Annotated in this window: 24 protein-coding genes; 8 read left to right on the top strand and 16 right to left on the bottom strand. The window is 70.0% G+C overall.

What is annotated here, in order from left to right; genetic code table 11:
- Positions 1-11: 11 nt before the first annotated feature.
- The 3 genes from C8E96_RS19300 (at position 12) to C8E96_RS19310 (ending at position 2,375) form a co-directional block, all read left to right on the top strand.
- Positions 12-461, top strand: coding sequence for a hypothetical protein (locus C8E96_RS19300; RefSeq protein WP_091371559.1), 450 nt, complete (start codon positions 12-14; stop codon positions 459-461).
- 95 nt (positions 462-556) lie between these two features.
- Positions 557-1,084 (top strand): hypothetical protein, encoded by a 528-nt coding sequence (locus C8E96_RS19305; RefSeq protein ID WP_091371557.1) that lies wholly within the window; start codon positions 557-559, stop codon positions 1,082-1,084.
- A gap of 454 nt (positions 1,085-1,538) precedes the next feature.
- Positions 1,539-2,375, top strand: a complete 837-nt coding sequence (locus C8E96_RS19310; RefSeq protein WP_091371555.1) for a M23 family metallopeptidase — start codon at positions 1,539-1,541, stop codon at positions 2,373-2,375.
- A gap of 61 nt (positions 2,376-2,436) precedes the next feature.
- On the opposite strand, the gene C8E96_RS19315 is transcribed toward C8E96_RS19310, so the two are convergent.
- The 10 genes from C8E96_RS19315 to C8E96_RS19360 form a co-directional block, all read right to left on the bottom strand.
- Positions 2,437-4,098 (bottom strand): fumarate hydratase, encoded by a 1,662-nt coding sequence (locus tag C8E96_RS19315; protein WP_091371553.1) that lies wholly within the window; start codon positions 4,096-4,098, stop codon positions 2,437-2,439.
- 101 nt (positions 4,099-4,199) lie between these two features.
- Complete coding sequence (locus C8E96_RS19320) at positions 4,200-5,432, bottom strand: YeeE/YedE family protein (protein ID WP_407642638.1); 1,233 nt, start codon at positions 5,430-5,432, stop codon at positions 4,200-4,202.
- Between the two features lie 203 nt (positions 5,433-5,635).
- Positions 5,636-5,854, bottom strand: a complete 219-nt coding sequence (locus tag C8E96_RS19325) for a hypothetical protein (RefSeq protein ID WP_091371548.1) — start codon at positions 5,852-5,854, stop codon at positions 5,636-5,638.
- A gap of 30 nt (positions 5,855-5,884) precedes the next feature.
- Positions 5,885-6,100 carry a hypothetical protein gene (locus tag C8E96_RS19330; protein WP_133794586.1) on the bottom strand — a complete coding sequence of 72 codons (216 nt, stop codon included), beginning with the start codon at positions 6,098-6,100 and terminating at the stop codon, positions 5,885-5,887.
- Positions 6,101-6,129: 29 nt separating this feature from the next.
- The gene (locus tag C8E96_RS19335) at positions 6,130-7,842 is read right to left on the bottom strand and encodes a serine/threonine-protein kinase (RefSeq protein ID WP_091371544.1); all 1,713 of its coding nucleotides are present in this window, start codon (positions 7,840-7,842) and stop codon (positions 6,130-6,132) included.
- 2 nt (positions 7,843-7,844) lie between these two features.
- Positions 7,845-9,674: a selenium-binding family protein gene (locus tag C8E96_RS19340; protein WP_228769739.1), complete on the bottom strand. Its 1,830-nt coding sequence runs from the start codon at positions 9,672-9,674 to the stop codon at positions 7,845-7,847.
- Positions 9,675-10,310: 636 nt separating this feature from the next.
- Positions 10,311-11,285, bottom strand: coding sequence for a sigma-70 family RNA polymerase sigma factor (locus tag C8E96_RS19345; RefSeq protein WP_091371542.1), 975 nt, complete (start codon positions 11,283-11,285; stop codon positions 10,311-10,313).
- Positions 11,286-11,461: 176 nt separating this feature from the next.
- Positions 11,462-11,887, bottom strand: coding sequence for a D-aminoacyl-tRNA deacylase (gene dtd / locus C8E96_RS19350; RefSeq protein ID WP_091371540.1), 426 nt, complete (start codon positions 11,885-11,887; stop codon positions 11,462-11,464).
- A complete protein-coding gene (locus C8E96_RS19355) occupies positions 11,884-13,374 on the bottom strand; it encodes a DUF7782 domain-containing protein (RefSeq protein WP_091372794.1) in 1,491 nt (496 codons plus the stop codon). The genes dtd and C8E96_RS19355 overlap by 4 nt, the downstream gene beginning before the upstream one ends.
- Before the next feature lie 47 nt (positions 13,375-13,421).
- Positions 13,422-14,006, bottom strand: coding sequence for a class I SAM-dependent methyltransferase (locus tag C8E96_RS19360; protein ID WP_091371537.1), 585 nt, complete (start codon positions 14,004-14,006; stop codon positions 13,422-13,424).
- Positions 14,007-14,108: 102 nt separating this feature from the next.
- Here C8E96_RS19360 and C8E96_RS19365 point away from each other — a divergent pair, with 102 nt between their 5' ends.
- The gene (locus C8E96_RS19365; RefSeq protein ID WP_091371535.1) at positions 14,109-14,423 is read left to right on the top strand and encodes a DUF3099 domain-containing protein; all 315 of its coding nucleotides are present in this window, start codon (positions 14,109-14,111) and stop codon (positions 14,421-14,423) included.
- On the opposite strand, the gene C8E96_RS19370 is transcribed toward C8E96_RS19365, so the two are convergent.
- Positions 14,405-15,274 carry a carbohydrate kinase family protein gene (locus C8E96_RS19370; protein WP_091371533.1) on the bottom strand — a complete coding sequence of 290 codons (870 nt, stop codon included), beginning with the start codon at positions 15,272-15,274 and terminating at the stop codon, positions 14,405-14,407. The two genes, C8E96_RS19365 and C8E96_RS19370, sit on opposite strands and share 19 nt — an antisense overlap.
- 99 nt (positions 15,275-15,373) lie before the next feature.
- Between C8E96_RS19370 and C8E96_RS19375 the strand changes: the two genes are divergently transcribed.
- From C8E96_RS19375 to C8E96_RS19385, 3 genes are read left to right on the top strand one after another with little or no spacing between them, the layout of a single operon-like run.
- Positions 15,374-16,162 carry an ABC transporter permease gene (locus C8E96_RS19375; protein WP_228769738.1) on the top strand — a complete coding sequence of 263 codons (789 nt, stop codon included), beginning with the start codon at positions 15,374-15,376 and terminating at the stop codon, positions 16,160-16,162.
- Positions 16,163-16,169: 7 nt separating this feature from the next.
- A complete protein-coding gene (locus tag C8E96_RS19380) occupies positions 16,170-16,955 on the top strand; it encodes an ABC transporter permease (protein WP_228769737.1) in 786 nt (261 codons plus the stop codon).
- Positions 16,952-17,899, top strand: coding sequence for an ABC transporter ATP-binding protein (locus tag C8E96_RS19385; RefSeq protein WP_091371527.1), 948 nt, complete (start codon positions 16,952-16,954; stop codon positions 17,897-17,899). The genes C8E96_RS19380 and C8E96_RS19385 overlap by 4 nt, the downstream gene beginning before the upstream one ends.
- Here the strand turns inward: C8E96_RS19385 and C8E96_RS19390 are convergent.
- Together C8E96_RS19390 and C8E96_RS19395 are read right to left on the bottom strand one after the other, a co-directional pair.
- Complete coding sequence (locus tag C8E96_RS19390) at positions 17,884-18,828, bottom strand: pseudouridine-5'-phosphate glycosidase (protein ID WP_166658052.1); 945 nt, start codon at positions 18,826-18,828, stop codon at positions 17,884-17,886. The genes C8E96_RS19385 and C8E96_RS19390 overlap by 16 nt on opposite strands.
- A gap of 169 nt (positions 18,829-18,997) precedes the next feature.
- A complete protein-coding gene (locus C8E96_RS19395) occupies positions 18,998-19,792 on the bottom strand; it encodes a sporulation protein (protein WP_091371525.1) in 795 nt (264 codons plus the stop codon).
- A 66-nt stretch (positions 19,793-19,858) separates the two neighbouring features.
- Here C8E96_RS19395 and C8E96_RS19400 point away from each other — a divergent pair, with 66 nt between their 5' ends.
- A complete protein-coding gene (locus tag C8E96_RS19400) occupies positions 19,859-20,101 on the top strand; it encodes a DUF3039 domain-containing protein (protein WP_228769736.1) in 243 nt (80 codons plus the stop codon).
- Here C8E96_RS19400 and C8E96_RS19405 read toward each other — a convergent pair.
- The 3 genes from C8E96_RS19405 to C8E96_RS19415 form a co-directional block, all read right to left on the bottom strand.
- The gene (locus C8E96_RS19405; RefSeq protein WP_091371521.1) at positions 20,098-20,646 is read right to left on the bottom strand and encodes a GNAT family N-acetyltransferase; all 549 of its coding nucleotides are present in this window, start codon (positions 20,644-20,646) and stop codon (positions 20,098-20,100) included. The two genes, C8E96_RS19400 and C8E96_RS19405, sit on opposite strands and share 4 nt — an antisense overlap.
- A gap of 66 nt (positions 20,647-20,712) precedes the next feature.
- Positions 20,713-23,820, bottom strand: coding sequence for an efflux RND transporter permease subunit (locus tag C8E96_RS19410; protein ID WP_091371519.1), 3,108 nt, complete (start codon positions 23,818-23,820; stop codon positions 20,713-20,715).
- Between the two features lie 130 nt (positions 23,821-23,950).
- On the bottom strand, positions 23,951-25,012 hold the full coding sequence (locus C8E96_RS19415) for a YihY/virulence factor BrkB family protein (RefSeq protein WP_091372784.1): 1,062 nt from the start codon (positions 25,010-25,012) through the stop codon (positions 23,951-23,953).
- Positions 25,013-25,069 lie beyond the last annotated feature (57 nt).

The raw sequence follows: 25,069 nt of genomic DNA on the forward strand, positions 1-25,069 counted from the left end.
GTCCTCCGGACATGAACCGAATCGGAACCGTGCTCGGCGCCGGCGCCCTCTTTGTCGCGTTGGCCGCCTGCGGCACCAGCGACAGAAGTCCGGAAATCCAGCCCGCGCCGTCCACCGCTCCGGTGGGCCAACCCGGCCGGACCCCGCCCGCGGACGCCAAACCCGTTGCGGGCCCGCAACTCGACGGCAGCGCGCTGCCCGCCGAGTTCCCCACGAAGGTCTGGACGGAGTCGGGCGGCAAGACGCTCGGCGCCACCGCGCAGGAGGGTGGCTGCGGCAAGGCGAGCGCCGAGGTGGCCGAGCAGTCGGCCGCGAAGGTCGTGCTCGTCCTGGTCGAGACCACGCCCGCCAACGCGGAGATTTGCACCATGGACATCCGCTTCCCGACCGTGACAGCGGAACTCGACCAGCCGCTCGGTGAACGCAAGGTCGTTCTGCGCGCCGAGCAACGCAAGTCCTAAAGATCCCTGTGCCCCCGGGTCGGCTCTGCCCCAGCCGCCCGGGGGCACCTTCTTGTTCATGCAACCGCGCACGTGCCTAGTAACGTCCTGACACCATGAAGACCTCGTTGTTTACCGCTGGAGCAGCCCTGGCCCTGCTCGCCCTGACGGCGTGTGGCCAGCAGCCCGAACAGGCCGGCGCCGCCCCGTCCAGCACGCCTGCGAGCACGACCGCGCAGCCCACCACGACGCCCTCGGCCACCCCCGGGACCTCGGTTCCGCCCACCACCGCGCCCACTGGGGCACCGACCGGCACCGCCGTCCCGCCGGACTTCAAGGAACTGCCGCCGGGGCAGGTCGAGTCGAAGTCGCTGCCGGAGGAGTACACCGAACGCCGGGTCTGGGCGTCGCCGGACGGCAAGACGCTGCAGCTCATCGGCTTGGCCCGCGACTCATGCGGCGGTGTGGAGGGTGAGGTGCTGGAGTTCTCGGCCTCGACCGTCCGCATCGGCCTGCGCCCGATGGCGCAGCCGCAGGGTGGCCCCGAGAGTCAGGCGTGCGCCATGGTGATCACCCCGCGGCCCGTCGTCGTCCCGCTGCGCGAGGCGCTTGGTAACCGCACTGTTGTCGTAATCGAAGGCTGACCGACGCGGCGCGAGCGGGTTGGTTGCCCGTTCGCGCCGCTCTGAAACAGTGGCCTTGGTCACACAGATCGCCTGTTCGAAACAGGCTTGATCGCGGCGCTTTCGTCGCCGCAGACGTGAGCCAGGTTGTTACTCGTGGGTAATTTTCCCGTTTCGCCACGACTTTGATCCCCGCTGGTGAGCCCGCGTTTCGGCCGGAATTCACCGAAGAGTTGATCATTAAACGATCTTCGCTTGGATCTTGCGAACACTCTGCGTAGTCGATCTCCAGGGCTTGTTCGCCCATTTCCTGCGGTTATTGACCCAGGTCACATCGTGTTTGCCTTCCTCGGTTGCGCACGGTTAGCGTCGCCGTCGAACGTCACGGTTCGGTTACGAGGGCTGGCCACTTGGCCGCCGGGATCCCCCGCCCGGTGCCCGACCGGATCTCCCCGAGACGGAAGGCACTACACGCATGTCCAGCTCCGACGGCTCTAAACGCGTCCCGGCACCGATTCCCGGTGTCGGGGGCGAGTTCATCCCGGCGCGGTCCAAGCCGCGCAAGCACCTCATGGCGGCCGCCCTGGCCGCCGGTGCGGTCCTGACGGTCGGTGCCCCGCTGATCTCAGGTTCGCCCGCCGAGCAGTCCGACACGCGGGTCCAGGAAGTCCTGCGGATGGCGTTCAGCGCGCCCACGGACAAGATCACCTCCGCGTACCCGGTCCTGGTGCCGCCGCGCGCCGCCGCGGCCGACCCCGGCGCCGAGGCCCGCAAGATGCAGCTGGCGCTGCAGCTCCAGGAGCAGCGCGCCAAGGCCGCCGAGGCCGAACGGCAGCGCGTCGCCGCCGAACAGCAGCGGCTGGCCGAGCAGAAGGCGGCCGAGCAGAAGAAGGCCGCCGCGGCCGAGGCGGCCCGCAAGGCGGCCGCGGGCTTCGCCCGACCCGCCGTCGGCAGGCTCACCTCCGGGTTCGGCGCCCGCTGGGGCACCACGCACTACGGCATCGACATCGCCAACAGCATCGGCACGCCGATCGTGTCCGTCGCGCCCGGCACCGTCATCGAGGCCGGACCGGCCAGCGGCTTCGGCCTGTGGGTCCGCGTCCAGCACGACGACGGCACCGTGACGATCTACGGCCACGTCAACGAGATCAAGGCGGGCAAGGGCACCCGGGTGGCCGCCGGTCAGCTGATCGCGACCATCGGCAACCGCGGCCAGTCCACCGGCCCGCACCTGCACTTCGAGGTGTGGCTCGGCGGCTCGAAGAAGGTCGACCCGCTCTCCTGGCTCCGCCAGCGCGGCATCTCGATCTGACACTGACGCGAAACGAAACGCGGTCCCAGGACTCCTGGGACCGCGTTTCGGCGTTGTCGGGCTAGCGGCGGAAGGTGACCTGGAGGGTCGGGGCGGAGGTGCCCGCGAAGAAGTCGTTGCCCTTGTCGTCGACGACGATGAAGGCGGGGAAGTCCTCGACCTCGATCTTCCAGACCGCCTCCATCCCCAGTTCCGCGTACTCCAGGACGTCGACCTTCTTGATGCAGTCCTGCGCGAGCCGTGCGGCCGGGCCGCCGATCGAGCCGAGGTAGAACCCGCCGTGGCTCTGGCAGGCGTCGGTCACCTGGCGAGACCGGTTGCCCTTGGCCAGCATCACCATGGACCCGCCCGCCGCCTGGAACTGCTCGACGTAGGAGTCCATGCGGCCCGCGGTGGTCGGGCCGAACGAGCCCGACGCGTACCCGGTGGGTGTCTTGGCCGGTCCGGCGTAGTACACCGGGTGGTCCTTGAGGTACTGCGGCATCGGCTCGCCCGCGTCGAGGCGTTCCTTGATCTTGGCGTGGGCGATGTCGCGGGCCACGACCAGCGGGCCGGTCAGCGACAGCCGGGTCTTCACCGGCAGCTTCGCCAGCGTCTCCCGGATCTCCGACATCGGCAGCGTCAGGTCGATCTTGACGACCTCGTCGGACAGGTCCTCACCGGTGACCTCGGGTAGGAACCGTGCCGGGTCGCGTTCGAGCTGCTCCAGGAACACGCCGTCCGGGGTGATCTTCGCCTTGGCCTGGCGGTCGGCCGAGCAGGACACGGCGAGCCCGACCGGGCAGGACGCGCCGTGCCGGGGGAGGCGGATGACCCGCACGTCGTGGCAGAAGTACTTGCCGCCGAACTGGGCGCCGATGCCGAACTGGCGGGTCATCTCGAGGACCTGCTGCTCGAGGTCGACGTCGCGGAAGGCGTGGCCCGCCGCGGAACCCTCGGTGGGCAGGTTGTCGAGGTAGCGCGCTGAGGCCAGCTTGGCGACCTTGAGGTTCTGCTCGGCCGACAGCCCGCCGACGACGATCGCCAGGTGGTACGGCGGGCACGCGGCCGTGCCCAGCGACCGCAGCTTCTCGTCGAGGAACTTCGCCAGGCGCGTGGGGTTCAGGACGGCCTTGGTCTCCTGGTAGAGGAACGTCTTGTTGGCCGACCCACCGCCCTTGGCCATGAACAGGAACTCGTACGACGGGTCCGTGCCGGGCTTGGTGTGCAGGTCGATCTGCGCGGGCAGGTTGGTGCCGGTGTTCTTCTCGTCCCAGAACGTCACCGGGGCCATCTGCGAGTACCGCAGGTTCAGCTCCTGGTAGGCCTCGAAGATCCCCCGGGAGAGGGCCTCCTCGTCGGTGCCGCCGGTCAGCACCGTCTCGGTGCGCTTGCCCATGATGATCGCCGTGCCGGTGTCCTGGCACATGGGCAGCACGCCGCCCGCGGCGATGCACGCGTTGCGCAGCAGGTCCATGGCGACGAAGCGGTCGTTGCCGCTGGCCTCCGGGTCATCGATGATCGCGCGCAGCTGGGCCAGGTGGGAGGGGCGCAGCAGGTGCTGGATGTCCTTGATGGCTTCCTTCGCCAGCAGGGTCAGCGCCGCCGGGTCGACTTCGAGGAACCGGCGTCCCGCGGCCTCGACGACCCGCACACCGTCCCGGGAGACCAGCCGGTACTCGGTGGTCCGGTCCGGGGCGAGCGGCAATACGTCGGTGTACTCGAAATTCGTGGTGGCGGTCACGATGTGCGGGCTCCCTTGCGCGCGTCCAAGTTGCCCATGAACGTACCCCGCCGCCGTCGCGAGCTTCGCCATTCCCCACGTGGCACTGACCACCTTCCGGCTCAGCAGGCGCTGTCGGCGGGCTTCGGGTTCGCCAGGCCGAACACGGGCCGCAGCGCGAGACCGATCCAGGTGCCGCCCAGGGCGAACACACCCCACAGCCAGCCGTGCAGGCTGCCCACGGAGATGCCGCCCAGGTAGGCGCCGATGTTGCAGCCGCCCGCCAGCCGGGCGCCGACGCCCATGAGGATGCCGCCGAGGACCGCCGCGAGGGCCGTGCGCCAGGGGATGCGGCGGTGGATCCGCCACACACCGGCCGCGGCGGCGGCGATGGCGGCGCCGATCATGATGCCGATGTTGGTGAGGCTGGTCTTGTCGACCCAGATCGGCGCGGCCAGCGCCTTGGCGTTGCTCGCGCTCTGCCAGAACTCCCACAGTTCCGGGTGCAGGCCGAGTGCCTGCAGGAGCTTGGCGCCCCAGAGGGCGAAGGCGAACGTGACACCCCAGATCCCGCCTGAGACGAGGAAGACCGCGGCGGCGAGCGTGCCTAGGACGGCGGCGCCGACGAGCATCGGCCAGGAGCCACGAACTATCCGGGCGAGGCCTTTCGCGGTGGGGACGCTGTCGACTGGGGGAGGGGTGCGTCGTTTCTGGACGACTTGGGTGACCGCGACGATCGCGGCGAGGGCGGCCACGGTGATCAGCCAGGAGCCGAGCCAGCCGACGTGGTCGGCGAGGACGACCGGGGCCAGCTGGGGCCAGCCGTCGAAGATCGGGAATGCCCACGTGTAGGCGACCGATCCGGCGATGAAACCGCCCAGGGTGAGCACGATCGCCGACTGGCCTGCGCCCACGGCGAAGAGGGTGCCGGAGGCGCAGGCGCCGCCGAGTTGCATGCCGATGGCGAAGAGGACCGCTCCGGCGAAGAGCGCCAAGCCGATGGGGCCGCCTTTGGGGGTGGGGCCTGAGCTGGTGACGACGATCAGGGCGATCAGGGTCGCTGCTGTGCCTAGCAGGAGGGTGTGGGCTCGTAGGCCCTGGCCGTTGCCTACCGCGATCAGTTGGCGCCAAGCCGAGGTGAAGCCGAAGCGGGAGTGGAAGAGGGTGATTCCCAGTCCTAGGCCGAGGATGAGGAGGGTGCCGGATTTGGGGCCGAAGGTTGTCCAGACGTAGGTGCTCAGGATTGCCGCCAGCAGCAGTGCTGTTGCCAGGGGAATCGCTCGCACTGGGTCCGGCTCGGGGGCGATGGGGGCGGGTCGTGAGGTCGGGAAACTTGATTTGGTGGGCGCCGACACCGGGTCCTCCGGGGTTTGGTGGGGTGCCGGTCGGGTGGTTCAGCTTGATCTGGGGACCCCGGAGAAGGACCTGCGCGGGTAAAGCGGGCAGGGTGAAGAAACTGCCCCGCGCCACGCGAGTTTAGGTCCTTCTCCCCCCAGATAAAGCTGAACCACCCGACCGGCGCTTAGGTGGGAATGTTCGGTGTGGTGGGGGGTGGTGGTCAGACGGGCAGGATGTTGTTCGGAGCGCGCACGATTGACTGGACGAGGCCGAGGACTGGCACGCCCAGGACTGGGGTGAAGGTCCAGACGTTGTTGAGGTTGCTGGTGTCGGGTTCGTCGACGATGACTGGGTCGGCGAGTGCCGGCGCGGCTGCTGCGGTGACGGCGAGGCCGGCCAGGGTGGCTGCCAACAGTGTGCGGGTGATTGTGTTCTTCATGGGGTTTCCTTTCCTGGTATGCGAATTAGGTCAGGCGCCGATCAGGGAGAGCAGGCCGAATACCGGGGCGAGGGCTTCCGGTAGTCCGGTTGTCGGGTCGAGTAGAGGGCCGAGGTCGACGCCGGGGATGAGCCAGATCGGGGTGTTCTGCGGGGTTTGCTCGGCGGCGCCGGCTACGCCCGCCGCCGTCAGGCTCAGGGTCGCCACCGCGAAGCCGGTGGCGAGCACTCGGGACACTGTCTTCACTTCGTCATCTCCTTGGTGTGTAAGGGTTCTCAGCCGAGCAGCACTGCGCTGACCGGCACGATCGTGGCCTTCGGAACCCACTGGCCCGCGAGTTCCTCCGACATCGGCATCCCAGGTGTGTGGACTTCACCCGGGCCCATCGGCATCACGGTCACCTGGGCGGCGGCGAAGATCTGGACTTCACCGGTGACCTTTCGGTTGCCCAGCCAGGCGTCGAATCCAGCGACCGTGGGGTTTTCGCCGCCGAAGCCGTTGCCCACCGCTATCGCGTAACTGACCGGCAGTTGCTCGCGCGGGTCGAATCGCAATGGTGCGGACACGGTGGTGACCGAGGTGGCCAGCGGGGTGTTCAACAGCCACGGCGCCAGGTACAGGCCGTAGCCGAAGACCGGGGCATCGGCCTGCTGGGCGGCGGCCGTGGTCAATGCCGCCGCGGCCGTCGACCACCCGGCCACGACCACCAACGCGTTGTCCGGCAACGGTTCCGGGTCGATCCGCAGACCTGCCTCAGCTGCTGCTGACCTGACCGCCTCGGCCGCCTGGCTCGCGCGGGGTGAGTCGTCGCCGCGGATCGTGAGGCCGGTGACGCCGCGCGAGCCGAGAAAGCCGACTAGTTTGCGCAGCGCCGTCTCATCCTCTGTGGACAGAACATCCGACGGGCACCTCGTCAGTTGCTCCCGGCGCCCCGCGAGCAGACCGCCGAGTGCGGCGCTCGCGCACTCGGGGCCGTCGACTCCGGCCGCTTGGGTCGGGCCGGCGTCGGTGCCTGGGTCGACCTCGACGGTGTCGCTGTCGCCCCCGGAGACGACGGAGACCTCGCCGACTCCCGAGGGGAGGTCGACCTCGGCCCACGTGCCCTCGGCGCCAGCCCTGGGGGTGGCGGGCACCGCCGGACCGTCCGCGACCCGCACTTCCAGGCGGTTGCCCGCACTCGCCGGGAAGTGCACCAGGTTGCGACCGGGCCGGTGCGGACTGATCAGCACCGGCACCTTCGCCTCACCGAGGGCGGCCTCGGCGAGAACGGGGACGCCCGCGATGGGCAGGTCCGCGGGCCGCGGGATCGCGACCAGCGAACTCCACGCCACGAACGCCGCGACGATTCCCGCCGTGCCGAGCCGAAACGCGCGGTCCGTGCCCCGAGGCAGTGCCGCGAGCACGGTCACCAGCAGCGGCAGCGCCACCACCGCGACCAAGGCCAGCCCGTAGCCGCTGGTGTGGACGCGCCGGTCGAACGCGACGCCGGAGGTGCCGAGCCGGGCCGCGCCCGCGAGCACCAGAATGCCGCCGAGTGTCAGCGCGAGTTGTCCTCGCCTGCCCGGCGCGGACCCGGCCAGGGCGTGCACCGCGAGGCCGAACCACGCGACCGCGGCGGCCACGTAGACGGTGTCCGCGGCGAACTCGACGCCCGAGCGCCCCATGGCGGTCTCGATCACCAGCAGCAGCACGACCGCGGCCGACGCCCACCGCGCGGCGGGCCTGCCCAGCAGCGCAGGCACCAGCGCGACGAGCACCGCGTGGGCCACCGCGCCGAGGACGGCGACGTCGGTGACGAACACCGACAGACCCGCGAGCACGGCGGACACCGCCGCCAGCAGGGCGGTCAGGATCCAGACCCGCCCGGTCGCCCGCGGCTGGACCAGGCCGACACCGGCGACGAACGCGGTGACCAGCAGCAGCGCCAGCCGCAGTGCGACCGGCCACGCCGAGGCCTCCGCCACGAGACCGCCATGGGGATGCTCCATCGCTACTTCACATCCGCGTCGGCCACGACGAACAGCTCCGAGTGCGGCTTGGCGTTGCCGAAGTCGCCGTGCGGCCACTTGCGCCGGTTGAAGTTGATCCCGACCTGGCCGCTGAACTCGTCCTTGAACTCCGTGTCCAGCGTGGGTTTGCCGTCCGGGCTCAGCTTGAGCACGTTGACCTTGTGGTCGCCGTCGAGACCCGAGCGGGCGACGAAGTAGTTCGACACCGCGAGCCGGTCCGGAGAGGTGGTTTCGCGGTAGAAGCCGTCCTCACCCAGCTCGAAGTTGTCGTACGCGCCCCAGTGCGGACCGGCCGCGGGCTGGCCGGGGTTGATCGGCACCGCGCCCGCCACCGTCGGGCAGTCGGACTCGGCGCCGCCGACGCGGGCCTCGGCCGGGGTGTCCACGCGGCAGGTGAAGTTCGGGCCCGCCGCCAGGAGCTTGCGGATGTCGAGGACGTAGACACCGCCGGTGGTGCCCGGGTCGTTGGGTCCGAGCGCGCCCTTGCCCCGGCCGGTGATGGCCCGGTACAGGAACTTGTCGTCCGGGCTGGTCTGGATCCAGCCGCCGTTGGACCCGCCGCCGTTGGTGTCGTTGCCCGCGTGGATCGCCTTGTTGGCCGAGCCGTCGTCGAACACCTCCACCCACTTCGGCTCCGGCGCGGTGATGTCCGGCGTGTAGTGCACGGCTCCGCCCTGCATGGTCTGGGCGAAGGCACCCTTGTGGCCGGGCAGGTTGGTCACCGTGGTCTCCATGACCGCGCGGCTCTCCGCGTGCAGCGGGTCCGCGGGATCGGCCCGCGGACCGTCCTGCAGGTACGACACCGCGCGGAGCTTCGGGTTGTCGCGGTCGGAGATGTCCCAGGTCCGCACGGTCGGCCTGCGCAGATACGGTGACGGCTGCTTCACCGGGTCGAGGATGATGTTGCGCGGCTCGGCGTAGTCGCTGGTCACCAGCGTGTTCAGGTCCTCGCGGGCCTGGATGCCGTGCGGGTTGGCGCAAGTCGGCTTGCCCAGCCGCGGGAGGTTGGCGCACAGCTTCTCGTTGTCGCCCTGCGGGGTCGCCGCCGAGGTCTGCGAGAGCACCTTGCCGTCGCGGTCGAACCGGATCAGCGCACCGGGACTTCCGGCGAAACCGTTGCCCACGGCCACTTGTCCGTTGGCGTAGGCGTACGGACCGGGCAGCACGGGGCCGCCCATGTAGGTGCCGTAGGCGGTGCCGTCCTTGAGCGTCCAGTACGCGTCGGGCACCGAGCCGCCGAGTGTCTGGGTGGGCAGGCTGATGCCCCTGAGCTTGAGCTGCGGCAGCGCGCTGACGTCGAAGGCGTAGGTCGCCGCGGCGAACAGCGCGCCCGCGTAGACGGTGTCGCCTTTGTGCCACACGTACTGCATGTGGTGCGGCTCGTTCTCCACCAGCGGGCCGACCGTGGCGGTGTTGACGACCTTGCCGTAGGTCTCGGAGCCCTCGGTGGCGTCGATGACCGCGAGGAAATCCGGGCCCGGCAGGGCGTTGACGACCTTGCCGAGCCCACCCGCGATCGAGCCGGGCAGGTTCTTGACGTCCTTGACCAGGGTGTCGGCGATGTTCTCGTCGCCCGCCCACACCAGCAGCCACTTCTTGCGCGGCCCCGCGGCGCGGGCGGCGACCCCGCCGACCAGGTGGTTCTTGACCCAGTAGGTCTTGCCGTCGGCGGCGGTCTTGGTGTCGGTGAAGGTCTGCACGTCGGCGTAGGCGACGGCGGACTCGCCGCCGTAGGTGACGGTGCCCGCGGCGAGTACCGCCGCTATGGCCCCGATAAGGGTTTTCCGCCTATACGGCGAATTCCAGGACATGGTTCTCCCCGAATACGTTCGCGTGCGAAAAAGGGCGCGTCGAACTCCCGGCGCGCGAATTCGGCGCGACGAGTCCTTCCAGCGCACGCTGGATGTCTTGCGAAATGGGATTGGGTGAGCTGAAGCGAGACGCCCTCAGTGGGCGTGCGGGAACGTCAGCGGCTCAGACAGAGCGCGCTGGCCTGCTGACGCAGGTCCACATGCAGTCGTCCGACGAGGACGAGAAGGGTGCACATGCGGAAATGATCTAACCGGGGCAGATGGGTGTCAACCGGTCGCCAAAGAATGAGACGCCGCCTGTCGCAACGCCCGTTCACCCATTCAGTCCAGGGGGCGGTCGCGTTCCGTGGCGGGGAAAAATAGTCAGATAAAGCGAATATGGTGAATTGTTTTTGTATTTCCGGCCGCTCGGGAGTCGTTCACCAAGCCCTGGAAAGCCGGAAGGCCGGGGCGGCCCCCGGCCGTCCCGACCTCCCGTCGAATGCGATCACGGAACACCGAAATGGTGTTCCGTGTCGCGCGGTCTGTGCTGAACGTTGCCGTGACTGGCGTCACATGTCAACGCTGCTGATTAGGTGACGTAGCGGGCGGCCAGGAGGTTGCTCAGGGTCGCCGACTTTCTTCGGAAAGACCTTGTCAGCTGGCGTAGGCCCGCAGCTTCTCGGCCCGCTCGCCCTGGCGCAGCTTCGACATGACCTCGCGCTCGATCTGGCGGACACGCTCGCGGGAGAGCCCGAAGCGCTTGCCGATCTGGTCGAGGGTGCGCGGCTGGCCGTCGTCGAGGCCGTAGCGCAGCCGGATCACCGACTGCTCCCGGTCGTCGAGGGTGGCGAGCACGCGGCGCATGTCGTCCTGCAGCAGGCCGGAGATGACCGCGCTCTCGGCGTCGGTCGCCTCGCCGTCCTCGATGAAGTCGCCCAGCGGGGCGTCTTCCTCGGCGCCGACCGGCATGTCGAGGCTCACCGGGTCACGCGCGTGGTCGAGCAGGTCGCGGACCTTCTCCGGGGTCAGTCCCGCTTCGCGGGCCAGTTCGTCCTTGGTCGCCTCGCGGCCCAGCGCCTGGTGCAGGTCGCGCTTGATCCGGGCCAGCTTGTTGACCTGCTCCACGAGGTGGACCGGGAGCCGGATTGTGCGTCCCTGGTCGGCCATGCCGCGGGTGATCGCCTGGCGGATCCACCACGTCGCGTACGTGGAGAACTTGAAACCCTTGGTGTAGTCGAACTTCTCGACCGCGCGGATCAGGCCGAGGTTGCCCTCCTGGATCAGGTCGAGCAGCGGCATCCCGCGGCCGGTGTAGCGCTTGGCCAGCGACACGACGAGCCGCAGGTTCGCTTCCAGCAGGTGGTTCTTGGCGGTGTGCCCGTCGGCGATCAGCGCGCGCAACTCGGCGCGGCGGCCGTGCGAGAGCTGTGGCGCGGTGTCGAGCATGTGCTGCGCGAAGACCCCCGCCTCGATGCGCTTGGCCAGCTCCACCTCCTGCGCCGCGGTGAGAAGCGCCGTGCGTCCGATCCCGTTGAGGTACACGCGGACCAGGTCGGCCGCGGGCCCTTGGGCGTCGAGGTCGGCGGCTTCGTAGGTGACCTCGGGTTCGCGCTGCTGCGGGACCGTCATGGTGCTCCTCCCCCTGTCGCTGTGGTTCTGTCTTGCAAAACGTCGGTGCACCGGATTTCGTTCCCGGGTTCTCACCTATGAAGACGCCAGCCAAGAACAGGGGGTTGCTCGTGCTTACCTGAGCTTTCCCTGAGAACCGCGACCGTCCACGGACGACGCAACGGGATAGGCGTGGATCAGGTTTCCACGAGCACGGTGAACGGGCCGTCGTTCACGCTCTCAACTGCCATCATGGCACCGAAAACGCCGGTTTCGACGTGTGCTCCACGCTTGCGGAGTTCGGTCACCACAGCGTCGAAGAGTGGCTGGGCCATCTCCGGTCGTGCGGCGGCGGTCCACGTCGGACGCCTGCCTTTGCGCGTCTCTCCGTAGAGTGTGAATTGGCTCACTAGAAGTAGTGGGGCGCCCGCGGACGCGCACGACTCCTCGTCTCGCAGGATGCGCAGTTCGTGCAGTTTCCGTGCCATCGTCGTGGCCTGTTCGGGGGTGTCGTCGACGTGGACCCCCACCAGCGCCAGCAGACCTGGCTGATCGATCTTGCCCACCGTCTCGCCCTCGACGACCACGCTCGCGCGCGTGACCCGGGCCGCCACGGCCCTCACGCCAGCTCCACCGGCAGCACCATGCCGTGCTGGATCAGCTCGGCGACCACCGGCAGCGCCGCGTTGACGACCTCGTCGGCGGACAGGCCGTTGCCCGCCGCCAGCAGCGCCAGCAGCTCACCGAGCGGGAGCTGACCACGACAGCCCGCCAGCAGGGCCGTGACGAGCTCGTCGGTCTCCTGCTGCCAGCCCGGGCCGTCCGTGCGGTGCAGCCTGCGCACCAGCTCCGACCAGCCGTTCTCGCCCGGTTCGGACACCTGCTCCAGGACGACCGTCGGCGGCACGACCAGCCGTGCCGACAGCAGCGCCTTCGGGTCCTGGTGGGCCCGCAGCCACGCGACGCGGTCGAGCCAGGCGCCGGTCTCGGGCCCCAGCGGGTCGTCGTAGGCGTGGCGCAGGTCTTCGCAGGCCACCTCGGTGTCGCTGTCGGTGGCCCGCATGGTGACGAAGCCGAACCCGATGCCGACCACGTCGTTGGCCTCGAACCAGTCGAGCCATGCCGCCGCCTTCGCCGACCCCTCCGGCGAGCGCGGGTCGACCCCGGTGTCGCGCAGCCAGGTGCCCACGTAAAGCGCGGGCTCGGCGACGTCGCGCTGGACGAACCAGGCGTCGAGGCCCTCGTCGGGCAGCCAGCTCGCGACCCGGTCGCCCCAGTCCTCGCCGCGTCGGTGCAGCCACGACGCGAGCAGCTGGCCCACGCCGCCGTCGGCCAGCACGTCACGCATGCCGCGCACCACCAGCGCGCTGGCGTCGTCGCCGCCGAGGCCTGAATCGCGGTAGACGAAGTCCACGCGCGGCGGCCCGACCACGAACGGCGGGTTGCACACGACCTGGTCGAACTTGCGTCCAGCGACCGGCTCGAACCACGGTCCGCGCAGCGTCTCCACGCTCAACCCGTTGAGCCGGAACGTCGCCTCGGCCAACGCCAGCGCCCGCTCCGACAGGTCGGTGGCGGTGACCCGGTCGGCGTGGCGGGACGCGTGCAGGGCCTGGATGCCGCAGCCGGTGCCCAGGTCGAGCACCGAGCCGACTTTCCGGCGCATGGTGGCGCGGGCCAGGCTCAGCGAGGCGTGGCCGATGCCCAGGACGTGCTCGGTGTCGACGGGCTTGCCGAGCCGGTCGTCGCCGAGGTCGGCCAGCACCCACCAGTTGCCCTGGTCGTCGCCGTAGGGGCGCAGGTCGAGGGCGGCCCGCACGTCGTCGCCGTCGACCCGCACCAGACCCGCCGCGGCCGCCTCGTCGACGTCGCCGAGCGCCTGCTCGGCCTTCGTACGCGGTGCCGGGTCGCCGACCAGGAACAGCCGGATCAGCGTGTCGAGCGGGGAGCCGCCGCGGGTGGCCCGGCGGGCGGGTTCGGGCTCGAAGCGGCCGAGGGCGGCGTGCGCCTCGTCGCCAAGGGTCGCCACCACCCCGTCGGCGTCGAACCCGCTGGTCCGCAGGGTGTCCCGGAGGCGGTCGCAGAACTGGTCGGTCAGACGCGGAAGCACCCGGGAATGGTCGCACGGGCCCGCCGCGTCCGCGCAGCCGGACAAGATCAAACGTTGCGGGCGATGATCTGGAAGTAGGACAGCGGATGCCCGCTCTGCACGTCCACGCCGTAGTGCGCCAAGACCTCCGCGCCCGCGGCGCGCAAGTCGTCGAGCACGTCGCTCGCCGGGCAGACGAACAGCGCCCCGCTCGCCGGTCCGACGACCGAGAGCAGGCCGCCCTCGCGAAGCGGCGCGGTGAGCGCGCGCAGCAGGCCGACGCGGTCCTCGGCGAACTGGAGCAGGTTGTGGCACAGCACGACGTCGAAGTCGTGCGGGCCGAACAGCTCCGGGGCGTCCTCGGCCATCGCCTGCACCACGTGCACCCGGTCGGCGACCCCGTGGTCGTCGGCGCAGGCCATCGCCGCGGTCAGCATCGCGCCCGCCGGGTCCAGGACGGTCACGTCGTGGCCGCGCAGCGCGAGCCGCACCGCGTCGTGCCCGGTGCCGCCCGCCGCGTCGAGCACCCGCTGGGGGCCGTCGAGGTGGCGGGTCAGGTTGGCCTCGGTCACCGCGTGGCGCCTGCGCGCCGCCGGTGAGTCCTGCCAGTCCCGCCGTGAATCCGGCAGGAATTCGACGCCTTGAACCGTCATGCGTCTGTTTCTACCGGTGCGTTAACGAATACTCACCGACTTCCACCCGGATGGCGCAACTGCGTCCCGACGGTGGGAGGATGGGGGCATGGAGGTGGTGTCGTGAGAGGCGCCGAGCGGGACGACACCCCGGTTCTCATCACCGAGGCCCAGCCGTCGTACGAAGAGCAGTTCGCCGCGCGCAAGCGCAAATACATGATCATGATGGGCCTGCGCATCCCGTGTCTGCTGCTCGCGGGCATGTTCCACGAGACGTGGTGGCTGGCGCTCGGGTTCGTCGTGCTGTCGATCCCGCTGCCGTGGGTCGCGGTCCTCATCGCCAACGACCGGCCGCCGCGCCGGGCCGAGGACGTCAACCGGTTCCAGCGGGACAAGGGCGCCATCGAGCCGTCCCAGCGTCACGTGATCGACGGCTGAGCACCGACCCGACCGATCGCGTCCGAGCCCGCCGCGACGCCTGCCAGCAGCGCGTTTCTCGGCGAGGCACCACTGACCCATGCGGTGATCAGCCCAGCGTCGAACGCGTCGCCCGCGCCGGTGCTGTCGACACACGGCGCCGGGGGAGCGGTCACCGATTCCACTCCGTCGGGTGACACCCAGGACGCGCCCAGCGGGCCGTCGGTCACCGCGACCGCGCCCACCGCGCGCAGCAGATCGCGCGCGTCGCCCGCGCCCGTCAACTTCCGCAGTTCGTCGCGGTTGGGCAGGAGCAGGTCGACGCCGCGCACCCAGTCCAGGAACGCTGACGGGTCGTCGATGAGGGCGGCCGCCTGCGGATCCACCGAGGTCGTCAGGCCCGCGGCTCGGGCGGCGGCCAGGGCGTCGAGGCCTGCCTGCCGTGAGGACGCGTCGAGCAGGACGTAGCCGGACAGGTGCAGGTGGCGCTTGCCGGTGAGGTCGAGGTCGGCGGTCCGCAGCCGGGCGTTGGCTCCCCGGTCGGGCAGCATGCTGCGCTGGCCGGTGTCGTCGACCAGCACCACCACGCAGCCGGTGGCGGCTTCGGGGTCGACGGTGAACTCGCAGCGCACCCCCGCCGCGGTCAGCGTGGCCCGCACCTGAGCCCCGGCCGGGTCGTCGCCGATGTTGGACACCAGCGTGGTGTCGCACCCCAGGTGCGCGAGCCAGGCGGCGGTGTTCGCCCCGGCGCCGCCCATGGTCAGCGAGATCCGGGCCCGGGTGTCGTCGCCGTGGGCGATCGGACCCGAGTGCCGGGCGACCACGTCGAGCGCCGCGTCGCCGACGACCACCACGGCCGGTCGAACCGCCATGCGTGCCTCCTGGGGTTAATGGGTCGCGCGACGATCGTGCCTACGGTAGAAAACCACTCCCGCCATTCCCGCCACCGAACCCCTCGAGGAGGTCGGTTCATGCTGTCTGCCTCCTGGGCGCTGGCGGGCGCCGGGTTCCGCCGTTATGCCACCTACCGGCAGGCGACCGTCGCGGGCATCTTCACCAACACGGTCTTCGGGTTCCTCCGCTGCTACGTGCTGCTTGCCGTCGCCGCCGGCACAGCTGCGGGGGTCGCCGGGTACACCGGCGCCCAACTGGCGAGCTACGTATGGCTTGGCCAGGGGATGCTCGCCGTGGTCAACAGTTGGACGATGCTCGACCTCGCCGACCGAGTTCGCTCCGGCGACATCACCGCCGACCTGCTGCGCCCAATCGATCCACTGTGGACATACCTGTGGACCGACGTCGGCCGGGCCGGATTCGCCATGCTGACCAGGTTCTCGGCACCACTGGTCGTCGGCGCACTCGCGTTCGAGCTCTATGTGCCCGCGCGTGCCGTCACCTATGTGCTGTTCGCCGTGTCGATCGTGCTCGCGGTGGTGGTCGGGTTCGCGTGTCGCTACCTCTTGGGGCTGACCGCGTTCTGGCTGCTCGACATTCGGGGCGTGACGATGTTCTGGGTGTTCCTCGCCGGGACCGGCAGCGGCCTGTACTTCCCGCTGACGCTGCTGCCGGACTGGCTCAGCACGTTCCTGTGGATCGGCACGCCCTTCGCGTGCCTGCTGCAGGGTCCGGTCGACATCGCGGTCGAGCGCGGCGGCCCGGAGATCCTCGCCCTGCAGCTGTTCTGGGCCGTCGTGCTGCTGTGGGCGTGCCGGGTCGTGCAGGCCAGGGCGGTCGCGAAGCTGGTGATCCAAGGTGGGTAGGGCGGCGGTGTACGGACACGTGCTTCGCGCGCAGATCCGCAGCCAGACGCAGTACCGGACGTCGTTCGCGGTCGAGGTCATCGGCAGCGTGATGCTCAACGGGCTCGACCTCGCCACGGTGTTCGTCCTGTTCTCGGTCGCGGGCAGCCTCGGCGGCTTCGGCGGCACGGAGGTCTTCCTGCTCACGACGCTGTCGGCGTTCGCTTTCGCGGTCGCCGACCTGGTTGTCGGCAATGCCGACAAGCTGCGCGACTACGTCCGCACCGGCCTGTTCGACACGCTGCTGCTGCGTCCGCTCTCGGCCCTGTGGCAACTGCTCGCGGTCAACTTCGCCCCACGCCGGGTCGGCCGCGCGGTGCAGGGACTCGTTCTCTACGTCGTGGCATTGGCTATCGCCGATATCGACTGGGATCTCGCCCGGGCCGTTTACGCGGTCGGCGCACCCGTCGCGGGCGCCGTGTTCTTCGGCAGCTTCTTCATCGCGGGTTCCACCTTGGCCTTCTGGTGGGTGGAGTCCGGCGAGATGGCCAACGCGTTCACCTACGGCGGCAGGGATTTCAGCGCCTATCCGTCCACAATGTACGGCGGCTGGTTCCGCACTGTCTTCGCGAGCGCCCTGGGGTTCGGCTTCGTCGCCTACCTGCCCACGCTCGCGCTGGTCGGCCGCGCCGACCCGCTCGGCGCCCCGGACTGGCTGCGTTGGTGCTCGCCTGCCGTCGCGCTGATCGCCGCCGGGCTCGCCGCCTTGTTCTGGCGCACGGGCGTCCGCCACTACCGGAGTACGGGGTCATGATCATCTCAGCGTCGGGGCTGCGCAAGGACTTCACGGTCAACCGGAAGGTCGGCAGGCTGCGCCGAGAGCGGCACGTGGTGTCCGCGGTGGACGGCGTCGACCTCACCGTGCGCGAAGGCGAGCTGCTCGGCTACATCGGGCCCAACGGCGCGGGGAAGTCCACGACGCTCAAGATGCTCACCGGTGTGTTGACACCCAGCGCGGGGGAGGTGCGGGTGTGCGGGCTTGAACCGGTCGCCAAGCGCACCACCCTCGCCCGGCGCATCGGCGTCGTGTTCGGCCAGCGGTCCCAGCTGTGGTGGGACCTGCCGCTGGCCGAGTCGTTCGACCTGCTCCGACACATCTACCAGGTGCCCGCCGCCGACCACGCCGCCCGCCTCGCCCGGTGCACCGACCTGCTGGGCTTGGCCGAGTTCGCGCGCACCCCGGTCCGCCAGCTGTCCCTGGGGCAGCGGATGCGCGGCGAGCTGACCGCGGCCCTGCTGCACGGCCCCGAGGTGCTGTTCCTCGACGAGCCGACGATCGGCCTCGACGTGCTCAGCAAGCAGGCCGTCCGGGAGTTCCTCGGTGAACTCGACGAGCGCGGCGACACCACCGTCGTGCTCACCACCCACGACCTCGCCGACATCGAGAAGCTCTGCAAGCGGCTCGTCGTGATCGACCACGGCCGGGTCGTCCACGACGGCACCCTCGACGCCCTGCACGCCCGCTACGGCTCGCGCCGCACCATCGTCGCCGACCTCGATGCCGACTGGCCCGCGGACGTGCGCCTGCCCGGCGCGTCCGTCGTATCGGTCGAGGGCAGGCGGGTCACCCTGGAGCTGAACGGCACCACCGCGGGCGAGGTCGTCGCCGCGCTGGCCAAGGCCGTGCCGCTGCGGGACCTCTCCGTGCGGGAACCGCAGATCGAGGACGTGGTGGCGCGGCTCTACCGGCGGGACTGAGCCAGCTCGACGGCCACCTCGGAAGCCACCCGGGTGTTGTCGGCGACGAGTTCGATGTTCGCGGTGAGGCTCGCGCCCTCGCTGGCGGTGTGGAAGTGCTCCAGCAGCACCGGGGTGACGTCCTTGCCGCGGATGTCGCGCTGCTTGAGCAGGTCCATGCCGTCCTGCAGCAGCCGGTCGTGGAGTTCGCGGTCGAGTTCGTGCTCCACCGGGATCGGGTTGACCAGCAGCACACCCGCGCCGCCGGGGACATGCGTGCGGTGGGCGTCGATCACCGCGGCCGCGTCGGCGGGGTTGTCGACCCGCCACGGGACGGGGAAGGCCGAGACGCGCAGGTAGAACGCGGGGAAGGCGTCGGTGCGGTAGCCGAGGACGGGGACCGAGCGGGTCTCCAGGACCTCGACGGTCGCGGCGATGTCGAGCACCGACTTCACCCCGGAGCACACCACCACGACGGGGGTCGTGGACAGGACGTCCAGATCGGCGGAGACATCCCAGGCCGCCGCGCCGCGCGGGAGGGTGAGGTGCACGCCGCCGAGGCCGCCGGTCGCGAACACACCGATGCCCGCCTGGTGGGCGAGGGTCGCCGTGCTCGCCACCGTCGTCGCGCCGTCGCGGCCGAGCGCGAGGGCAGGGCCCAGGTCGCGGCGGGAGAGCTTGACCAGGCCGGAGTCCTTCGCGCACACCCGGTCGAGTTCGGCTTCGCTGAGCCCGATCCGCGCCTTGCCGTCGAGCACCGCGATCGTCGCGGGCACCGCCCCCGACTCCCGGACCACCCGCTCCAACCGGACGCCTACTTCATGGTTGCGCCCCGCGGGCAGCCCATGCGCCAGCAACGTGCTTTCCAGCGCCACCACAGCGCGCCCCTCAGCCAGCGCGTCGGCGACCTCATCGGACAGAACCAGATGATCAGTGCTCAGTTCACTCACCCACAGATCATCCCACCCCACCGCGAGTCGCCCCTCCCAGCAAACGAGTCGCCCCTCCAGGCGAGTGAGTTCGACATTCGCCTCGCGCGAAGGTCGGAGTCGCTCGCGCGAATGTCCAACTCACTTGCTGGAAGGGGCGACTCGTTTGCCTGGCGGGGCGACTCGCGGGTCAGTCGAAGATGCCGCGGGGGGCGGCTACCTGGTGGAACCAGGCTTCGAGCTGCTTCTCCCAGTTGTTCTGCGCGAGGGTCGCGTTCTGCACGACGAAGCTGCCGAGCATCGACTGGCTGCGCGACCCGAGCCCGCCACCCTTGGCGACCCGCACCTTCTTCACCACGTCGAGCACCACCTGCACGTCCTGCGGGCGGGCCAGGAAGGTGACCGTCACCTCGGCGAAGGCCTGCGCGAACGCGGGGGAGGGGGTGAAGGTGATCTCCTGGAAGAAGGGGAGCTGCTGGTCGACGCCGTCGAGCCGGTTCTTCTCCAGGTTCGCCCCGCGGAACTGGAACCCGATCCGGCTCATCGCGTCGAGGATGCGGTGCTGCGCGGGCAGCGGCTCGACCGGAATCGCGTCGACGTCCTGCGGGTCGACGACGCTGCCCGCGAGGTCGAGGTTCGTCTGCAGGCCCACGGCCATGCCCGTGAGGTGCTTGCCCAGCACCGAGGTGACCGGGGTCTCCCAGGGCAGCTGCACCTCGAAGGGGACGGTGATCTGCGAACCGGCTCGGATCAGCTCGCGGCCCGCCAGGTGCACCGACTGAACCGGCAGGTCGGCGGTCGTGTTCCCGGTCTCGACCCGGGCCAACACCGACACCCCGAGCGACTCGACCTGCTGGTCGACCTGCCCGCCGGTCAGCAGCACCTCGCCACGCAGCGTGCCACCGGGACGTACCGCCGGGTCGATGATGCGGGCGTCCACCTTCGCGCCACCCGAGCCCAAGCTCGCCAACACCTTCTGGAACATGCGCGCATCCTGCCGGCCCGCGGACCGTGTACGCATGATTTTGACCCGATGTTGCATCATGGACAGGTGAGCGCACCCACCCAGACGCGGCCTGATGTCGACACCACGCCCGAGGGCACCGACACCACCAGCGACGACACCCCCAAGATGTTCCACTACGTCAAGAAGAACAAGATCGCCGAGAGCGCGATCATGGGCTCCATGGTCGTAGCGCTGTGCGGCGAGGTGTTCCCGGTGACGAAGGCGGCCAAGCCCGGTTCCCCGGTCTGCCCCGACTGCAAGAAGATCTACGAGCGGATGAAGGGCTAAAGCTCCCACCCGTCGCGGTCGACCGACTGGCCATGGGGCCAGTCGGACAGCCCCGCGCCGACCGGGATCACCATCGACGCCTCGCCGTAGACCACCGTCTCACCGCGGCTGTCGATCATTCTCGTGACCTGGCCGTCGAGCCGGTGCCAGCCCGCGGACCGGTAGACCGGCACGACGTGGTTTCCGCAGGTCAGGAAGCCGAAGGGCACCTCCAGTTCAGCCAACTGAGCCGCCGCGCGGTGTAGCAGCTGACCCCCGATGCCCTGGCGGTGGAGGTCGGGGTGGACCGCCAGCAAACCCACATCGCCGACCAGCACGCTCCCGCCGTCACCGGTGCGCAGGAATCGGCGCAGGACGCCCAAGTGGGCCACGGGCCTGCCGTCGAGGACGCCGACGATCCGGCGTTCCGGGCGGGCGTTGGACCAGCTCCTGGCTCCCGTGAACTTCGCGGCACTGCGTGGGTACGCGTGGGCGAACAGCTCGGCCAGGCCTTCGTGGGTGTCGCGGGGTACGTCGGACTCCCAGAACCTGCTCCACGTGATCATGCCGCCGTTGTACCCGAAACGCGGCGAGCCCCGGCACACTGCCGGGGCTCGCCGCGTTGCCAGACCTCAGACCTCGCTGGGGACCTGTGCCTCTTCCTTGAGGGCGTGCTTGGCGGTCCGCTTGGCCTTGCGCCGCTCCTTGCGGTTCTCGACCATCGTGTAGAGGGTCGGGACCAGCACCAGGGTCAGCAGCGTCGAGCTGAGCAGGCCGCCGATGACCACCAGGGCCAGCGGCTTGCCGATGAACCCGCCCTCGCCGGTGAGGCCCAACGCCATCGGCAGCAGCGCGAAGATCGTCGCGGCGGCCGTCATCAGGATCGGGCGCAGTCGCCTGCGGCCGCCCTCGATGACCGCGTCGCGAACGCTCATGCCGTCGGCCCGGTACTGGTTCACCAAGTCGATCAGCACGATCGCGTTGGTGACCACGATGCCCACCAGCATCAGCATGCCGATCAGCGCGGGCAGACCCAGGGCCGTTCCGGTGAGCAGCAGCAGACCGATCGCGCCGGTCGCCGCGAACGGGATGGACACCAGCAGGATCAGCGGCTGGATCAGGCTGCGGAACGTCGCCACCATGATCAGGAACACGATCGCGATGGCGGCGAGCATGGCCAGGCCCAGGTCGCCGAACGTCTCGGCCTGGTCGGCGCTGACGCCGCCGATCTCGTAGCTCGCGCCGCCGGTGAGGCGCACGCCGTCGAGCTTGGCCGTGAGGTCCTTGGTGACCTTGCCCAGGTCGGCCTCGGTCGTCTTGGCGGTGACCGTGGCGCTGCGCTCGCCGCCGATGCGGCGGATCTGCACCGGGCCGTCGACCGTGGAGACCTGGGCGATCTCGCCGAGGGTGACCACACCGGTCGCACTGGGCAGTGGGAGCGCCCGCAGTGCGGCGACGTCGGTGGGCGCCGTGCCGGTGCGCAGGACGATGTCGTGCCGGGTGCCACCGATCGGCAGTTCCGCCACCGGCACCCCCCGAAGCGCCTGCGCGGCGAACTGCCCCACCGTCTGTGTGCTCAGCCCGCGGGCCGCCGCGGCCTGCTGGTCGATCGCGACCTGCACCCGAGGCGAGCTCTTGGCCAGGTCGTTGGTCACCTCGGTCAGCCCCGGAACACCCCGCACCGCCTGCTGGACGGTGTCGGCCGCGACCCGCAGGGACTCGGCGTCCGGCGCCTTGACGACGATCTGGACGCCCTCGGCGGAGAAACCGGTGGCTTCCGCGCCGAACTTCACCACGCCGGTGTCGGGAACGGCCTTGAGCCGCTCGCTGAGCTTGGTCTTCAGGGCGGCGAGGTCGGTGCCCTCGCGGACGGTGGCGTTGATCGTGTTCGTGCCGTTGCTGGAGAAGCCGAACCCGGCGAAGGTGTCGTCGTTGCCGACGGTGACCTGGTAGACCTCGATCTCGTCGGCCTCGGCGAGCACCGCTTCGAGTTTCTTGGCCGCTTCGTCGCGGGTCTGCAAGCTCGACCCCGGCGGCAGTTCCTGCGACATCTGCAGGGCGGTGCCGTTGGAGTCGTCGAGGAAGTTGGTCTCCAGCCTGCTCGCCAGCCCCAGCGTGCCGCCGAAGATCAGCACGGCGATGAGCAGCGTCACCCACCGCCGGGTCGTGGCGAAGTTCAGCACCGGCACGTACGCGCGCTGCAGCGGGCTGCGCCGCTCCTTCTCCACCGCCGCGACGCGAGCGGCCTCGGCGATCTCCGGGTCGGAGGAGACAGCGGGACGGCGCAGGAACCAGAACGCGAGCACCGGAACGATCGTCAGCGACACCAGCAGCGAAGCCAGCAGCGCCACCGTGACCGTGATCGAGAACGGCCCGAACAGCTCACCCGCGATGCCGCCGACGAACGCGATCGGCAGGAACACCGCCACCGTGGTGAGCGTGGACGCGGTGACCGCGCCCGCGACCTCACGGGTGCCGTCGAGCACCGCGCGTTCCTTCTCCTCGCCATAGGCGAGGTGGCGTTTGATGTTCTCCAGCACGACGATCGAGTCGTCGACCACCCGGCCGATCGCGATCGTCAGACCGCCCAGGGTGAGCAGGTTCAGCGACAGGTCCCCGGTCCACAGCGCGAGCAGCGCGACGAGCACGGACAGCGGGATCGACACCGCGGTCACCAGAGTCGACCGCAGCGACAGCAGGAAGAGCAGGATCACCGCGACGGCGAACAGCAGCCCGAGCAGGCCCTCGGTGGTCAGGCCGCCGATCGCCTTCTCCACCTCCGGGCCTTGGTCGTAGGCCACGGTCAGCGGTGCTTGGGCCGCCTTGCTCAACTCGTCGAGCTTGCCCCGCACCGCCTTGGAGATCTCCACGGCGTTGCCGTCGGCGGTCATCGTGACCATCACGCCGAGCGTGGGCTTGCCGTCGGTGCGTGTGATCACCGTGGTGTCCGCGAGACCCGGCTGCACGGTCGCTACGTCGGCGAGCTTGACCGGGGCCCCGCGCGAGGGCAGGACGAGCGCCCGAAGGTCGTCCACGGACTTGATCGGTCCGCCGATCTGCACGGTGAGCGTGCGGTCGTTCTCGGCCACCGCGCCCGCGGGGAACGGCTTGCCCGCCGCGGACAGCGCGCCGGCGAGCGCGGTCGGATCGACCTGCGCCGCGGCCAGCTTGGCGTAGTCGACGGTCACCGTGACCGTCTCCGACCGGGTGCCGGTGACGGTGGCGCCCCGCACGCCCGGGATCTCCTCGATGCCCGGGAGGACCTCGGTGCGCAGCCTGCGCGCCGTCGCGGCCTCGTCGCCGCCGGATTCGGCGGCCAGGATCACGACCGGGATGTCGTCGGTGCTGCCTTGCGCGACCGTCGGTTCGACCCCGTCGGGCAGGATCGGGCGCAGCCGGTTGACCGTCTGCTGCATCTGGCTCACCGCGGCGTCGATGTCGGTGCCGTAGTCGAACTGGACCGAGATCGACGCCGAGCTCTCGGCGGACCGGGTGGTGATCGAGTCCACTCCGGACAGTCCGCGCAGCGCGCCCCCGATCGGCTCGGCGATCTCACTGTCCACAATGTCCGGCGAGGCGCCAGGGTACTGCGCGATCACCACCGCCGCGGGCAACTGGATCGACGGGAAGAGCTGCTGTTTGAGCGATGGCAGCGCGATGGCGCCGAAGCCGATGATCAATAAGCTGAGCAGGCCGACCAGACCGCGGTTGGCCAGGCTCAGGCGAGCGAGCGCTGACATGGAATCCCCTCGTGATCACGCACCGGCACCCCCGCGCCGGAAGACGGGATCATCGTGGCACGAGCGGACACGAAGCGACTCGGTCCAAGGTCTGACGTCACCTCATACTTTGGGATGACAGACCTCGGGGTCAGAACGTCGAGCGCTGCGTGCTCTCCGCGCTGTCGTCGGTCTGGGCGTCGGACTTCGTGTCCTTGTCGGACCGCAGTTGGACCGCCGCGCGTTCGATCTCGAGCCTGCGCCACTTGCGGCGCTGCCGCCGCGTCATGTGCGCGGGCCACATGTCCTGGATCGCGGCGTTGAAGTACGCGCCGATCACCACCGCGAGCCCGATGAAGAACGCGAACAGCAGGAACGCGATCGGTGTGGCCAGCGCGCCGTAGGTGTAGCCGGTGGTGGTGATCCAGCTGATGTAGAGCCGCAGGCCGATGCTGGTGAGCAGGAAGACGACCATCGCCAGGATCGCGCCCGGCAGGCCGCGGTGCCACGGCAGCTTGCGCGGCAGGGCCAGCTTGTAGAGCGTGGCCAGCGCCAATACGATCAGCAGGCCGATGATCGGGTAGTAGGTGAGGTCCACCCACGACGAGATCGTCGACCGCCACGACGTCGGGAACAGCTTGGGCAGCAGGTCCGGGCCCAGCGCCAGGACCGGCAGGCCGATGACCAGCAGCACCAGGCTCAGCACGTAGAGCAGCAGGGCGAAGATCCGCTGCCACACCTCGTTGCGCACGCCGTACTGCCCGTGCGCCACGGTGATCGCGTCGACGAACGACGACATGGCCGACGATCCCGCCCACAGGGATATGAGGAAGCCCACGGACACGATCTCGCCGCGGCCGACGGTGAGGATGTCGGAGACGGTCGGCTGGATGATCTGGGTCACGACGCTCTCGCTGAACGCTGTGCGCGAGATCTCGATGATGTCGGCCTCGACGGCGTCGATCACGTCCTTGCCGAACCACTCCGCGACGAAGCCGAGGCTGCCCAGCAGGCCCAGCAGCAGCGGCGGCAGTGACAGGACCTGCCAGAACGCGGCCTCGGCCGCCTCGGAGAACAGGTTGCCGCCCCATGCCTTGGACAGCGTCCGGGAGATCAACCGCCACGCGCCGCGGCGCTCGTCGGTCGCCGCGGGGACGTCGTTCCCGCTTGGGGTGGCGGAGTTCCCGCTTTGGGGTATGGGCTGGTCACTCATGGCGGTGCCAAGCATGGTCCATCCGGGCGCGATCGGCGGTATCACTCGCCGATCGTT

The organism is Actinokineospora alba (assembly GCF_004362515.1).
GTDB lineage: Bacteria > Actinomycetota > Actinomycetes > Mycobacteriales > Pseudonocardiaceae > Actinokineospora > Actinokineospora alba.